This window comes from Methylobacterium sp. J-059, from assembly GCF_022829485.1.
Classification (GTDB): Bacteria; Pseudomonadota; Alphaproteobacteria; order Rhizobiales; family Beijerinckiaceae; genus Methylobacterium.
Map to the genome: position 1 here is coordinate 29,502 of NZ_JAKSYA010000097.1, position 13,025 is coordinate 42,526.

General features: G+C 69.8%; 15 protein-coding genes and 1 pseudogene. 13 read left to right on the top strand and 3 right to left on the bottom strand.

Features of this window, described 5'->3' with window-relative positions; genetic code table 11:
* The first annotated feature begins 112 nt into the window (after positions 1 to 112).
* From MKK55_RS10920 to folK, 13 genes are all read left to right on the top strand, one after another.
* Positions 113 to 853: a competence/damage-inducible protein A gene (locus MKK55_RS10920; RefSeq protein WP_243934678.1), complete on the top strand. Its 741-nt coding sequence runs from the start codon at positions 113 to 115 to the stop codon at positions 851 to 853.
* A gap of 43 nt (positions 854 to 896) precedes the next feature.
* Positions 897 to 1,772 (top strand): formate/nitrite transporter family protein, encoded by an 876-nt coding sequence (locus MKK55_RS10925; RefSeq protein ID WP_243934679.1) that lies wholly within the window; start codon positions 897 to 899, stop codon positions 1,770 to 1,772.
* Positions 1,773 to 1,961: 189 nt separating this feature from the next.
* Positions 1,962 to 3,584, top strand: a complete 1,623-nt coding sequence (locus MKK55_RS10930; RefSeq protein ID WP_243934680.1) for a sensor histidine kinase — start codon at positions 1,962 to 1,964, stop codon at positions 3,582 to 3,584.
* A complete protein-coding gene (locus MKK55_RS10935; protein ID WP_243934681.1) occupies positions 3,581 to 4,285 on the top strand; it encodes a response regulator transcription factor in 705 nt (234 codons plus the stop codon). Before MKK55_RS10930 ends, MKK55_RS10935 begins: the two co-directional genes overlap by 4 nt.
* Before the next feature lie 212 nt (positions 4,286 to 4,497).
* The gene (gene pqqA / locus MKK55_RS10940) at positions 4,498 to 4,587 is read left to right on the top strand and encodes a pyrroloquinoline quinone precursor peptide PqqA (protein WP_243934682.1); all 90 of its coding nucleotides are present in this window, start codon (positions 4,498 to 4,500) and stop codon (positions 4,585 to 4,587) included.
* 45 nt (positions 4,588 to 4,632) lie between these two features.
* Complete coding sequence (gene pqqB, locus MKK55_RS10945; RefSeq protein ID WP_243934684.1) at positions 4,633 to 5,532, top strand: pyrroloquinoline quinone biosynthesis protein PqqB; 900 nt, start codon at positions 4,633 to 4,635, stop codon at positions 5,530 to 5,532.
* Between the two features lie 151 nt (positions 5,533 to 5,683).
* Positions 5,684 to 6,763, top strand: coding sequence for a pyrroloquinoline-quinone synthase PqqC (gene pqqC, locus MKK55_RS10950; protein ID WP_147842605.1), 1,080 nt, complete (start codon positions 5,684 to 5,686; stop codon positions 6,761 to 6,763).
* A complete protein-coding gene (gene pqqE, locus MKK55_RS10955; protein WP_147842604.1) occupies positions 6,760 to 7,905 on the top strand; it encodes a pyrroloquinoline quinone biosynthesis protein PqqE in 1,146 nt (381 codons plus the stop codon). Before pqqC ends, pqqE begins: the two co-directional genes overlap by 4 nt.
* Positions 7,902 to 8,630, top strand: coding sequence for a hypothetical protein (locus tag MKK55_RS10960; protein ID WP_243934686.1), 729 nt, complete (start codon positions 7,902 to 7,904; stop codon positions 8,628 to 8,630). Before pqqE ends, MKK55_RS10960 begins: the two co-directional genes overlap by 4 nt.
* Positions 8,611 to 8,976 (top strand): hypothetical protein, encoded by a 366-nt coding sequence (locus tag MKK55_RS10965; RefSeq protein WP_147725787.1) that lies wholly within the window; start codon positions 8,611 to 8,613, stop codon positions 8,974 to 8,976. Before MKK55_RS10960 ends, MKK55_RS10965 begins: the two co-directional genes overlap by 20 nt.
* Before the next feature lie 213 nt (positions 8,977 to 9,189).
* The gene (gene folP / locus MKK55_RS10970; RefSeq protein WP_243934691.1) at positions 9,190 to 9,969 is read left to right on the top strand and encodes a dihydropteroate synthase; all 780 of its coding nucleotides are present in this window, start codon (positions 9,190 to 9,192) and stop codon (positions 9,967 to 9,969) included.
* On the top strand, positions 9,966 to 10,340 hold the full coding sequence (gene folB, locus MKK55_RS10975; RefSeq protein WP_243934687.1) for a dihydroneopterin aldolase: 375 nt from the start codon (positions 9,966 to 9,968) through the stop codon (positions 10,338 to 10,340). Before folP ends, folB begins: the two co-directional genes overlap by 4 nt.
* Entirely contained in the window at positions 10,337 to 10,810 is a 474-nt protein-coding gene (gene folK / locus MKK55_RS10980; RefSeq protein WP_243934689.1) for a 2-amino-4-hydroxy-6-hydroxymethyldihydropteridine diphosphokinase, read from the top strand. The genes folB and folK overlap by 4 nt, the downstream gene beginning before the upstream one ends.
* 77 nt (positions 10,811 to 10,887) lie before the next feature.
* Here the strand turns inward: folK and xoxJ are convergent, their stop codons facing one another.
* From xoxJ to xoxF5, 3 genes and pseudogenes are all read right to left on the bottom strand, one after another.
* Entirely contained in the window at positions 10,888 to 11,742 is an 855-nt protein-coding gene (gene xoxJ, locus MKK55_RS10985; RefSeq protein ID WP_243934690.1) for a rare earth element methanol dehydrogenase accessory protein XoxJ, read from the bottom strand.
* Positions 11,742 to 12,287: a c-type cytochrome, methanol metabolism-related gene (locus MKK55_RS10990; protein ID WP_210247496.1), complete on the bottom strand. Its 546-nt coding sequence runs from the start codon at positions 12,285 to 12,287 to the stop codon at positions 11,742 to 11,744. The genes xoxJ and MKK55_RS10990 overlap by 1 nt, the downstream gene beginning before the upstream one ends.
* Before the next feature lie 206 nt (positions 12,288 to 12,493).
* Positions 12,494 to 13,025, bottom strand: a pseudogene (xoxF5, locus tag MKK55_RS10995) (lanthanide-dependent methanol dehydrogenase XoxF5); the annotation flags it as partial.

The window sequence follows — 13,025 nt, forward strand, 5'->3', positions numbered from 1 at the left end:
CTGCGTCGCGGTGGTGGTCCATAGCCGACAGGCGCCCGCGCATGAAAGCGCCGTCGGTGGTCGCGCAGCCGCCGCCGCGCTATCTGCGGCGGGACCGAGGACGGCGAGCCCCATGACAATCGATTCCACGAGCATCACCGCCGCGATCCTGGTGATCGGCGACGAGATCCTATCCGGCCGGACGAAGGACAAGAACATCGGCACGATCGCCGACTATCTCACCGCCGTCGGCATCGACCTGCGCGAGGTTCGGATCGTCCCCGACGAGCCGGACGCCATCGTCGGCGCCGTGAACGCACTCCGGGCCGGCCACACCTACCTGTTCACCACCGGCGGCATCGGCCCGACCCACGACGACATCACCGCCGATTGCGTCGCCAAGGCCTTCGGCGTCGGCATCGACGTCGATCCCCGCGCCAGGGCGATGCTGCTGGAGCGCCACAAGCCGGAGGACCTGAACGCCGCGCGCCTGCGCATGGCGCGGATCCCGGACGGCGCGGACCTGATCGCCAACCCGATCTCGAAGGCGCCGGGCTTCCGCATCGGCAACGTCTTCGTCATGGCCGGCGTGCCGTCGATCATGCAGGCGATGCTCAACCAGATCGGCCCAACGCTGCCGACCGGCGCGCGGATGCTGTCCGAGACGGTGGAGGCGGGCAACCTGCCCGAGGGCAACTACGCCGCCGACCTCGCCGAGATCGCGAAGGCCTACGCCGACGTGTCGATTGGCTCCTATCCGTCGATGACGCAGGACGGGTTCGCCAACCGCATCGTCGCCCGCGGCAAGGACGCCGCCTCGGTGGCGCGCGCGCGGGCCGAGATCGAGGCGCTGGTGTCGCGCCTTCGCGGCTGACGGCCGATCCGTCCCTGAATCCGGTTCGTGGAGCGTTTGCGTGATGGCCGAGCCGAAGCAGGACGACAAGGAAGCTCGGCGCGACGCGCACAAGGAGGCGGTGGCCGGGATCGGTCGCCCCGACGCCTTCGTCCTGCACGAGGTGATCCGGCGCGAGGGCAACGAGGAACTGCGGCGGAACGGGGGGGCGCTGTTCCTCTCGGCCTTCGCGGCGGGGCTCAGCATCGCGCTCTCGCTGATCGTGCCGGGGGTGCTCAAGACCCACCTGCCCGAGGGCGAGTGGACCAAGATCCTGACGACGATGGGCTACGCGGTCGGCTTCCTGGTGGTGGTGCTCGGGCGCCAGCAGCTGTTCACCGAGAACACCATCACGCCGATCCTGCCGCTGCTGCACGACCGCTCGGCCAAGACCGCGTGGCGGGTGCTGCGGCTGTGGATCGTCGTGCTGTCGGGCAACATCCTGGCGACGCTGGCGATCGCCGCCGTGCTGGCGCATTCCGGCGCGTTCGAGCCGTCGGTGAAGGCCGCCTTCGCCGAGATCAGCCACCAGGCCATCGCGTTTCCGTTCTGGGACACGGTGCTGAAGGCGATCTTCGCCGGGTGGATGATCGCCCTGATGGTGTGGTTCCTGCCGGCCACCGGGACCGCGGCGCCGTTCGTGATCTTCCTGATGACCTGGCTGGTCTCGCTCTGCGGGCTCGCCCACATCGTCGCCGGCTCGGTCGAGGCGTTCTACCTCGTGGTCACCGGCGCGGCGACGATGGGCGAGTACGCCGAGCGCTTCTTCGTGCCGACGCTGCTCGGCAACGTCTTCGGCGGCATCACCCTGGTCGCGGTGCTGAATTACGGCCAGGTCGCGCCCGAGGTCGAGGAGAGCCGCGAAGTCGAGGAGGCCGAGGGCGGCCCGAGCCAGGACTGAGAGGGGGACTGCATCCGCTTCGCGACGGAGAGGCGTGACGGGGCGCGGCTCGTGTTGGCTTTCGCGCTGAAACGACACAAAACCCTCTCTCGAAACGCGGGGGGCGCGTCCGTGCCCGGTTCTCGACGCGGTCGCGCCCTGAGGAAACCGAGGACGAGGAGCGCCGCGCATGCGGCCGGGAATGGGACGATGCGCTCGCTGAAGGTCCGCTTCGCCTTGCTGCTCGGGTCGATCGCCCTCGTCGTCGTCCTGGCGGCGGCGGGCGTGCTCGCGGCGATCGGGGCGGCCGAGCGCACCATCGACCGGACGCTGGCGGCGCAGGGCCGCCTTGAGCTTCTGGCCGAGCTGTCGGGCCGGATGACGCAGTTCGGCATGGCGGCGGTCGAGACCATCGGCAATCCCGATCTCGCACCGGAGGCAATGGGGATCGCGCGCAGCAACGTCGACCGGGCGCTCACGACCGTCGACGAGGCGCTGTCGAGATCCGTCGCTGGCAGTGACGACCCGCAGGACCGGATGCAGTACGCCCTGCGAAGCCGTCCGATGGCGCAGCTGCGCGCCGCCCGCGTGATCCTCGACCGGCAGGTGGCGCAGATCGTCCGCCAGACCGATCCGGAGAAGCGTCAGAACTCCATCAAGGGCGCGCTCAACGGCTTCGGTGCGATGACCGGCCAGCCGCTCTCGTTCCTGATCGAGGCGGAGCGCCGCAGCATGGTGCTCGGCTCGGATGCGGCGCGCGACCTCTCGCAGCGCCTGCGGATCGCGGCCGCGCTGGCGGTGCTCGCGGCGCTCGGCCTCGTCGTGCTGCTGTGGCGCAGCATCACCCGCCCGACCCTGGCGCGGATCGAGGCGGTGCGTCGCGCCGCGGGCGCCATCGGCGGCGGCAAGCTCGACACGCGTCTCTCCGTCGCGACCCGGGACGAGCTCGGCCTGCTGGTCGCCAACGTCAACCGCATGGCCGCGCGCCTGTCCCGGCGCGAGGGCCGCGTCGCCGCCGACCGCGCGGCCTTGGAGGACACGGTGGAGGCGCGCACCGCCGACCTCCGCGCCGCCAATGCGCGCCTCGAGGCGGTCGACCGGTCGCGACGCCGCTTCTTCGCCGACGTCAGCCACGAGCTTCGCACTCCGCTCACCGTCATCCTCGGGGAATGCGACCTCGCGGCCCGCGCCGGCCCGCGCATCACCGACCACGCCCCCGCCTTCGCCACCATCCGGAAGCGCGCGATGCGCCTCAAGCTGCGCGTCGAGGATCTTCTGCGGGTGGCGCGCTCAGAATCGGGCGAGATCGAGCTCGACCGCCGCGCCCTCGAGCTCGCGCCGGTCCTGGCCGAGGCGGTCGACAACCTCGCCTCGGAGGGCGCCCGCCGCCGCGTCGCGCTCGCGTTCGAGCCGGGCCCGCGGAACCTGGAGGTGCTGGCCGACCGGGAATGGCTGCGCCAGGTCGTCGAGAGCCTGATCGACAACGCCCTGCGCCATGCCACCGGCCTCACCCGGGTCGAGGTCGCCCTGTCCGGCGGCGGCACGGCGCCGGCCCGCATCACCGTCACCGACGACGGGCCGGGTTTCGGCGACGGCGAGCAGAGCCTGTTCGAGCGCTTCCGCCGCGGCGACCGCCCGGCGGAGATGGGGTTCGGGATCGGATTGGCCCTGGCGCGCTGGCTGATCGAGCAGCATGATGGCACCATCGTTCTCGGCGCCGGCGAGAACGGCGCCGGGGCGCGGGTGACCCTGGAGATCCCGCTCCTCGACCTGACGCTCGACGACGTGACGAGCCGAGACGAACGACAGATTCGGAAGGACGACGCGGCATGACGCGAATCCTCGTGGTCGAGGACGACATCGACATCCGCGGCCTTCTCACCCGCGGCCTCGAGGCGGAGGGGTTCTCCGTCGGCACCGCCGGCTGCGTCGGCGACGCGCTCGCGTCGGCGCGGAACGAGAGCCCCGAGGCGGTGGTTCTCGACATCACCCTGCCCGACGGCTCGGGGCACGACGTCTGCCGCAGCCTGCGCGAGGGCGGCTATCCCGGGCCGATCCTGTTCCTCTCGGCCCGCGACGAGATCCGCGACCGCGCCGAAGGCCTCGCGCTCGGCGCCGACGACTACATCGTGAAACCGTTCGTCTTCGACGAGCTGGTGGCGCGGCTGCGCACGCACCTGCTGCGCCGGCAGGCGGCGGAAGGGCCGCGCACGCTGATCAACGCCGGCAAGCTCGTCCTCGACCTCGACACCCGCCAGGTCACCTGCGGCGATGCCTCAGCCCGCCTGACCCCGCGCGAGGCCGAGCTTCTGGCCATGCTGATGGAGAGCGTGAACCGCCCGGTCACCCGAGCCGACATCTTCAAGCGGCTGTGGGCGAGCCAGGGCGGCCTCTCCCTCAACGTGGTCGACGTCTATGTCGGCTACCTACGCTCGAAGATGGCCGACTTCGTCCGGCACGGCGGCCCGCTTCTGGTCACGGTGCGCGGCCGCGGCTTCATGCTGGACTCGCGTGGGCCGGACTACCGGCACTGACGCTCGCCACGGAGACGTCGCGTCCCGCGGGAGCCTGCGACGCCGAAGCCTCACAAAAAATTTGGGAGCATTAGGCAATTTAGTGCTTGATGCCGGGGCCGGAATTGCGGATACCCGTGCCGCGCCGGAAAACAAAAGCGCCATCAGTGTCTTAGGGTACTCTTAAGTTTACCTTTCGGCACCGGATGTTCGTAATCAGACGGAGAAACACCATGACCTGGGCTGCCCCGATCGTTTCCGAAATCTGCGTCGGCATGGAAGTCACCAGCTACGATTCCGCCGAGATCGACACCTTCAACTGAGGTGTTGCGCCGAGCTGAGGGTTGTTGGCTGCATCGGACCACTCCATGCGCGTCCTGATCCTCGGCTCGGCTGCCGGCGGCGGGCTTCCCCAGTGGAATTGCCGCTGCCCGAACTGCCGGCTCGCCCGCAGCGAGCCCGACCGCGTCAGGCCGCGGACCCAGTCGAGCATCGCCGTCTCCACCGATGGCGGGGATTGGCTCCTGGTGAACGCCTCGCCGGACATCCGGCAGCAACTCTTCGACAACCCGGCGATGCATCCGCGGGAAGGCCTGCGCCACTCGCCGATCCGCGCGGTGCTGCTCACCAACGGCGACGTCGATCACGTCGCCGGCCTTCTGACGCTGCGCGAGGGCCAGCCCTACACGCTCTACGGCACCGGCAGCATCCTCGGCTCGGTCGCCGAGAACCGCGTCTTCGACGTGATGGCCGAGGGCGTCGTCGTCCGGGAGGCGATCACGCTCGGCCAGCGCTTCGAGCCGCTGCCGGGACTTGCGGTCACGCTGTTCTCGGTGCCCGGCAAGGTCCCGCTCTGGCTCGAGGATGCCGATCTCGAGCTCGGCGCCGAATCCGAGAGCACGGTCGGCGCGATGATCGAGGCCGGCGGCCGCCGCCTCGCCTACATTCCCGGCTGCGCCCGCGTCACCGAGGATCTGAAGGCCCGGATCGGCGGGGTCGACGCGCTGCTCTTCGACGGCACGGTGCTGCACAACGACGACATGATCCGCGCCGGCGTCGGCACCAAGACCGGATGGCGCATGGGGCACGTGCCGATGCGGGGCGACGGCGGCTCGGTCGCCGCCCTGAAGGACGTCGCGATCGGTTCGCGCGTCTTCGTCCACATCAACAACACCAACCCCGTCCTCGTCGAAGGCTCGCCCGAGCGCGCGGCGGTCGAGGCGGACGGATGGGTCGTCGCCCATGACGGGCTCACCCTGAGCCTCTGACGGCGACGACCGGGCGCGGTTGGCATTTGTCGGCCCCGCGACCTATCTCATGACGGGACGTGCGCGATTCGATTGCGCCGCGAAGCCGCCGCCAGACGCGGTGATCGACAGACGACCAGGAAACGCCTCCGAACGGACGCTTGGTGACGCCATGAACGCAGTGTTCCCGACCCCTCAATCCGACACGTCCGAGCGCCTGCTCAGCCCCGACGAGCTCGAGGCGGCGCTGCGCGACATCGGCGCCCGGCGGTATCACAACCTGCATCCGTTCCACCGCCTGCTGCACGACGGCAAGCTGAGCAAGGATCAGGTCCGGGCCTGGGCGCTGAACCGCTACTACTACCAAGCGATGATCCCGGTGAAGGACGCCGCGGTGCTGGCGCGGATGACCGACGCCGCGCTCCGCCGCGTCTGGCGCCAGCGCATCGTCGACCACGACGGCGATGCGCCGGGCGACGGCGGCATCGAGCGCTGGCTGAAGCTCGCCGAGGGCGTGGGCTTCCGGCGCGACTACGTCGAGTCGACCGCCGGCATCCTGTCGGCCACCAAGTTCTCGGTCGAGGCCTACGTGCACTTCGTCGCGGAGCGCTCGCTGCTGGAGGCGATCGCCTCGTCGCTCACCGAGATGTTCTCGCCGAACATCATCTCCGAGCGCGTTTCGGGCATGCTGAAGAACTACGACTTCATCACCAAGGAGACGCTGGCGTACTTCGAGAAGCGCATGACCCAGGCGCCGCGCGACGCCGACTTCGCCCTCGACTACGTCAAGCGCCATGCCACCACGCCCGAGCTGCAACGTCAGGCGATGGCGGCGCTGACCTTCAAGTGCAACGTGCTGTGGACCCAGCTCGACGCGCTGTACTTCGCCTACGTCGCGCCCGGGATGATCCCGCCCGACGCCTGGACGCCCGGCACCGGGCTCGTCGCCGAGACGCAAGGGGGGGCGCCCGGCACCGGCCGCCTGTCGGCGACCGACGTGCCGCGCCTGCCCCGCGGCGTGCGGATGCGGTTCGACCAGACCCGCGACAAGCACGTGCTGCTCGCCCCCGAGCGCACCTTCGACCTCGACGCCAACGCCGTCGCGGTCCTCAACCTCGTCGACGGCAAGACCAGCGTCGCCGCCATCGCCGACCGGCTCGGCGAGACCTACGCCGCCGACCCGCGCGCGATCGAGGTCGACGTGCTGGCCATGCTGAACGACCTCGCCGGAAAGAGGGTGCTGGAGCGATGAACGCGCTGACCCCGAACGCGGCGGCGATCCCGGCCCCGGTCGGGCTGCTCGCCGAGCTGACGCACCGCTGCCCGCTGCGCTGCCCGTACTGCTCGAACCCGCTCGACCTCGACCGACGCTCGCGCGAGCTCGACACCGCGACCTGGCAGCGGGTGCTGACCGAGGCCGCGGGCCTCGGCGTGCTCCATGTCCACCTGTCCGGCGGCGAGCCGACGGCGCGCAACGACATCGTCGAGATCACCGAGACCTGCGCCAAGCTCGGGCTGTACTCGAACCTGATCACCTCCGGCGTCGGCGGCGCCCTGTCCAAGCTCCAGGCGCTCTACGACGTCGGCCTCGACCACGTGCAGCTCTCGGTGCAGGGCGTGGACGCGGCCAACGCCGAGAAGATCGGCGGCCTGAAGAACGCGCAGCCGCAGAAGATGGAGTTCGCCGCCAAGGTGACCGAGCTCGGCCTGCCGCTGACGCTGAACTCGGTGATCCACCGCGGCAACATCCACGAGGTCGAGGGCTTCATCGACCTCGCGGTGAAGCTCGGCGCCAAGCGCCTCGAGGTGGCGCACACGCAGTATTACGGCTGGGCCTACGTCAACCGCGCCGCGCTGATGCCGGACAAGGCCCAGGTCGATCAGTCGATCCGCATCGTCGAGGCGGCCCGCGAGCGCCTCAAGGGCCAGCTCGTCATCGATCTCGTCGTGCCGGACTACTACGCGAAGTACCCGAAGGCCTGTGCCGGCGGCTGGGGCCGCAAGCTGATCAACGTGACGCCGCAGGGCAAGGTGCTGCCGTGCCATGCGGCCGAGACGATCAGCCATCTCGAGTTCTGGCACGTGACCGAGCATTCGCTCGGCGACATCTGGGCGAACGCCCCGGCCTTCACCGCCTATCGCGGCACCGACTGGATGCAGGAGCCCTGCCGCTCCTGCGACCGGCGCGAGAAGGATTGGGGCGGCTGCCGCTGCCAGGCGCTGGCGCTCGCCGGCGATGCAGCCGCGACGGACCCCGCCTGCTCGCTGTCGCCCCTGCACGCCAAGGTGCGGGCGCTCGCCGTCGAGGAGGCGGCCGAGACGCCGCCCGACTACACCTACCGGACGATCGGGGCCAACATCCCGGCGCCACGCAAGGAGGACGCCCTCTCGTGAAGTGTTTCGTGATCGTCGCTGCGCTGCTTGCCGCAACCCCGGCGCTCGCCGTCGAGGGGGCACCCGCCGCCCCGGCTCCTGACCCCGCCGCAGCCGCGCCGGAACAGGCGAACGCCGCGGCGCCCCCGAGCGCGGCCGACCTGCTGTTCGAGCAGCCGCAGCTGAAGAACGCCGCCGCCGGCTCGACGCTGACCTACGACTACCTGCGCCGGTCCGGCATCGCGAAGGGCCCGTTCGGGCCGCCGCTCGACGACACGATCAAGCTCACCCTCGAGCCGGGCACGGGCGGCGACGGCCGCAACATCGCCGTCGAGATGTTCTCGGGCACCAACCGGTTCCCCGCCGGCCCGTTCGAGGACATGTCCGGCAACCCGGTGATCCCGCTGTTCCTGGAGAACCACCTGACCAATCTCGCCCGGGTGCTGCAGGCCAACCCGCGCTACCTGAAGCTCGCGATCCGCAAGGGCCTTCGCGACGGCGCCACCGTCACGCCGATCAAGGTCGACTACAAGGGCCGCTCGGTCGACGCCTGGCAGGTGGTGTCCAGGCCCTTCCTCGGCGATGGGATGGCCCAGCGCATGCGCGGCATGGACAACATGACCTACACCTTCGTCACCTCTCCCGAGGTGCCCGGCGAGATCGTCTCGATCGAGGCGCAATCGAAGAATGCCGAGGGCGGCGAACTCTTGGAGGAGCGGCTGAGCTATGATCAGAAAGCTGGTTGAGGGCTTTGCCCTGTCCGGTGTCGCGCTGACGATGCTGGCGATGCCGGTCGTCGCGGCGGATGCCGAGAACGACTACCCGACCGACGCGCGCGTCGATTACGTCTTCGGCTGCATGGCCGCCAACGGCCAGACCCGCGAGGCGATGCAGCGCTGCACCTGCTCGATCGACCAGCTCGCGGCGATCCTGCCCTACGACAAGTACGTGCAGGCGAGCACCGTGCTCTCGATGCGCCAGGGCATCGGCGCGCGCTCGAACGAGTTCAAGTCGACCAAGGTGTTCGACGACAAGGTCGCCGACCTCCGCCGTGCCCAGGCCGAGGCCGAGATCCGCTGCTACCGCGGCTGAGGCGTCGCGCGTCGCCCACGAACCGACGAGAGGCCGCCCGGCACCGGGCGGCCTTTTCTCATGGCAAGGGGCGCCGTTGCTTCGCCCGGAAAAACCGGCCACATCGACGCGGCGGGAGCCGCCCGCGACGAGCCAGAGAAGCGACGCCCCGTGAGCCATCGACCCGCCGCCCTCGCCGGCTTGCTGCCCGAACTGGGCCGGCGGACCCTCGTGATGGGCATCCTCAACGTCACGCCGGATTCCTTCTCGGATGGCGGCCGCTTCGTCGGCGAGGAAGCCGCCTGCCGGCAGGCCGACGCGCTGGCTGCCGAGGGCGCCGCGCTGGTCGATATCGGCGGCGAGTCCACCCGCCCCGGCCACGTTCCGGTGCCGGCCGAGGAGGAGCAGGCCCGCGTCCTTCCGGCGATCCGGGCCCTGGCGAACCGGCTCTCCGTCCCGATCTCGATCGACACCTACAAGGCCTCGACCGCCGAGAGCGCGCTGGCGGCCGGCGCCCGCATCGTCAACGACGTCTGGGGCCTGCAGCGCGAGCCCGACATCGCCCTCGTCGCCGCCGACCACGGCGCGCCGGTGATGATCATGCACAACCGCGAGACGATCGACGCCGGCCTCGACATCGTCTCGGACATGCTGCGCTTCTTCGAGGTCTCGCTCGGCATCGCCCGCCGGGCCGGCATCCCCGACGGCGACATCGTGCTCGATCCGGGCATCGGCTTCGGCAAGAGCTGGAACCAGCACCTCGAAGCGTTGCGGCGCCTGCCCGAGATCCGCGCCCTCGGCTTCCCCATCCTCGTGGGCGTCTCGCGCAAGTCGCTGCTCGGCCGGCTGCACGACCGCGAGACCGCGCCGGCCGACCGGCTCAACGGATCGCTCGCGGCGCATGCGCTTGCCGCGACGCTCGGCGCCGACATCGTCCGCGTCCACGACGTCGCCGCCCATGTCGACGCGATGCGCGTGGTCGACGCCGTCCTGCGCCCGGGAGACCGCCGATGAGCGACCGCATCCTCGTCGAGCGCATCGCGGTCTTCGCCCATCACGGCGTGCTGCCCGAGGAGACGCGCCTCGGGCAGCGCTTCTACCTGTCGCTCGATGCGGCCCTCGATCTGGCGCCCGCCGGCCGCTCCGATGACGTGACGCGGACGGTGAGCTACGCCGACCTCGCCGCCATCGCGGTCTCGATCGCCACCGAGCGGCGCTTCGACCTGATCGAGGCGCTGGCCGAGGCGATCGCCGGCGAGATCCTTACGCGGTTTCCGGCTCTCGAGGCGATCACCGTCCGGGTCGACAAGCCGAGCGCGCCGGTTCCCGCGAACCTCGACGGGATCGCGGTCCTGATCACCCGCAGGCGGGAGGCCCAGGCATGACGCGAGCCTATCTCGGCCTCGGCAGCAACATCGGCGACAAGGCCGGGCATCTCGCCGCCGCGGTGCGGGGGCTCGCGGCGGTTCCCGGCATCCGGATCACCGCGCGGTCGTCCGACTACCGCACCCCGCCCTGGGGCGAGACCGATCAGGACTGGTTCCTCAACGGCGCCCTCGCCATCGAGACCGACCTCGACCCGCACGCCCTGCTCGATGCCTGCCTCGGCGTCGAGCGCGATCTCGGCCGCATCCGCGAGCGCCGCTGGGGGCCGCGCGTGATCGACATCGACGTGCTGTCCTATGCCGGCGCCGAGGTCTCGGACGAGCGCCTCGTCCTTCCGCACCGCTACGTCCGCGAGCGCGCCTTCGTGCTGGTGCCGCTCGCCGAGATCGCGCCCGACCTCGTCATCGGCGGCGAGACCGTCGCCGACGCGCTGGCCAAGCTCGACCGCAGCGGCATCGAGCGGAACTGAACGCATCCCGGAACGACGAAGGGCCGGGCGTTCGCCCGACCCTTCGCGGGTGTTATGACATCCTGGCGACGACGCGTTCAGTGCGCGTTCGGCGCGAGCAGCTTGTTCTCTTCCTCTTCGAGCAGCGGCACGTCGAAGTCGCGGAGCACCGCTTCGATGTCGGAGCGGCGCTTGCGCAGGATGGTGTTCAGCGACCGCTTCCAGTCGTTCTCGCCGATCCGTACCGCCATGGCGATACGGTAGCTCATCGGCGGGCGATCCGGCTCCTTCAGGAGCGGGATCACGTCCATCGCCGTGCCGCTCTGCTTGGCCAGCCATCCGGCGGACGGTCCCCAGAGCACCGCGGCGTCGATCTGCCCGGCCGCAAGGTCGGACACGATCTCGGCACCCACCGTCTGGTTCTTGCGTGCCGGGTCGAGCTGATACGGCGCGTAGGCCTTCATGCTCGAGATCAGGCCGAGGTCGCCCATCCGGTTGACCGGCGGCGTCCCGGCGATGACGCCGATGCGCTTGCCCTTGAGCTTGGGGTCGTCGAGCCCGGACACCCCCGCCAGATCGCCCCGCTTCACGATGAGCGTGTAGACCGAGCGATAGTACGGATTGGTGTTCTGGACGCCCTCGCTGCCGAGGGCCGACCCGACGATCAGGTCGCACAGGCCGGTGCCGAGGGTGTTGCGGACGAAGCCGGGCCCCTGGGTCAGCCAGTAGTAGCGGACCTTGATCTTCAGCTCGTCGGCGATGATCGCCGCGATGCGGTTCTCGAAGCCGTCCTCCTTGCGCTCGGAGAACGGCATGTTGCCCGGGTCGCCGCAGACGCGAAGCACGTCGGCGGTGACGAGATCGGGGACGTTCTGCGCCGCCGCGTCCCGCACCCCTGCCAAGAGAGGCAGGAGCGCGATCGCGACGGCGGCGTGGGTGCGTGCGCGGCGCATCAGCCGCCCATGCACTCCTTCTCGGCCTTCTTGGCGGCCTCGGGCTTGTCTTCCTTGTCGCCCGGGCGGACGCGGCCCATCGCGCCGGAAGCGCGGGCCTTCAGGTAGACGTAGAGGTCGTCCGAGTAGCACATGACGTTCTTGTTATCGCCGAAGGCGGGCATGACCTTCTGGTCGGACGAGCTCACGTCCTGCTTGCCGCCGGCCAGGATCCCGATGAACTCCTCGTAGGAGAGGTGCTTGAGCGAGTCCTTGAGCGCCGGCGCGTAGGTCGAGCCCATGCCGTCCGGACCGTGGCAGACGTGGCACTCGGCGTGATAGCGGCGGTAGCCGGAGTAGGTGTACCAGTCGAACTTCTTGCCCGCGTCGGTGATGTGGAAGGTCGGGTGACCTTCGGCATCGAAGTACTTGCCCTCTTCGACCTTCACCGCGGCATCCTTCTTGAGGAGCTTGTCGTCGGGCTCGGCCGACTTGTCGTCGGTGTTCAGCGAGTTGGCGAGGGCGGGATCGGCGGGCTTGGCATCCTCAGCATGTACGGCGACCATCGAGACGGACGCTAGGGCGAGGGCGGCCAGGAACGGCCGCGTGACGGATTTGCTGAGGTAATGCAACGCAAAAATCTCCCTGGGACCTGAAGGTCGAGCCGCTCTCAGGCGGCCTTTCGCAGCCTTCTTGAGGGCATTCTAATCATAAGAATGCCGGCGCGGAAACCCGCGCCGGCATTCATTTCAAAGCGGCTTCGTGCGACCGATTAGTTCGGCAGCGCGAAGACGGTGAGCTGACCACCGAGGTTGGTGTAGCTCGAGAGGGCGGCGTAACCACCCACCGCGCCGAGACCGGCGTTCGGGTCGGTCAGGCCGGCCGCGAGGCCGATGCCGGCCCAGCCACCGACACCCGACAGGATGCCGACGTACTGCTTGCCCTTGTGCTGGTAGGTCATCACGTTGCCGATGATGCCCGACGGGGTCTTGAACTTGTACAGTTCCTTACCCGTCTTGGAGTCGACGGCCTTCAGGTAGCCCTCGAGCGTGCCGTAGAAGACCACGTCGCCGGCGGTGGCGAGAGCGCCCGACCAGACCGAGAACTGCTCGGCGTTCGACCACTTGATCTTACCCTCGACGCCGTCCCAGGCGATGAAGTTACCCATGCCGCCATGGCTGTTCGGCGCGGGGTACATCGACAGGGTCGCACCGACGTAGGGCTGGCCCGGGGTGTAGGTCACCCGGAACGGCTCGTAGTCCATGCAGACGTGGTTGGTGGGCACGTAGAACAGGTTGGTCTTC

Bases quoted from the DNA above. Each gene is read 5' to 3' on its own strand.
- MKK55_RS10920 (WP_243934678.1), top strand. From the start codon at position 113: ATGACAATCGATTCCACGAGCATCACCGCCGCGATCCTGGTGATCGGC.
- MKK55_RS10925 (WP_243934679.1), top strand. From the start codon at position 897: ATGGCCGAGCCGAAGCAGGACGACAAGGAAGCTCGGCGCGACGCGCAC.
- MKK55_RS10930 (WP_243934680.1), top strand. From the start codon at position 1,962: ATGCGCTCGCTGAAGGTCCGCTTCGCCTTGCTGCTCGGGTCGATCGCC.
- MKK55_RS10935 (WP_243934681.1), top strand. From the start codon at position 3,581: ATGACGCGAATCCTCGTGGTCGAGGACGACATCGACATCCGCGGCCTT.
- pqqA (WP_243934682.1), top strand. From the start codon at position 4,498: ATGACCTGGGCTGCCCCGATCGTTTCCGAAATCTGCGTCGGCATGGAA.
- pqqB (WP_243934684.1), top strand. From the start codon at position 4,633: ATGCGCGTCCTGATCCTCGGCTCGGCTGCCGGCGGCGGGCTTCCCCAG.
- pqqC (WP_147842605.1), top strand. From the start codon at position 5,684: ATGAACGCAGTGTTCCCGACCCCTCAATCCGACACGTCCGAGCGCCTG.
- pqqE (WP_147842604.1), top strand. From the start codon at position 6,760: ATGAACGCGCTGACCCCGAACGCGGCGGCGATCCCGGCCCCGGTCGGG.
- MKK55_RS10965 (WP_147725787.1), top strand. From the start codon at position 8,611: ATGATCAGAAAGCTGGTTGAGGGCTTTGCCCTGTCCGGTGTCGCGCTG.
- folP (WP_243934691.1), top strand. From the start codon at position 9,190: ATGGGCATCCTCAACGTCACGCCGGATTCCTTCTCGGATGGCGGCCGC.
- folB (WP_243934687.1), top strand. From the start codon at position 9,966: ATGAGCGACCGCATCCTCGTCGAGCGCATCGCGGTCTTCGCCCATCAC.
- folK (WP_243934689.1), top strand. From the start codon at position 10,337: ATGACGCGAGCCTATCTCGGCCTCGGCAGCAACATCGGCGACAAGGCC.
- xoxJ (WP_243934690.1), bottom strand. From the start codon at position 11,742: ATGCGCCGCGCACGCACCCACGCCGCCGTCGCGATCGCGCTCCTGCCT.
- MKK55_RS10990 (WP_210247496.1), bottom strand. From the start codon at position 12,287: ATGGTCGCCGTACATGCTGAGGATGCCAAGCCCGCCGATCCCGCCCTC.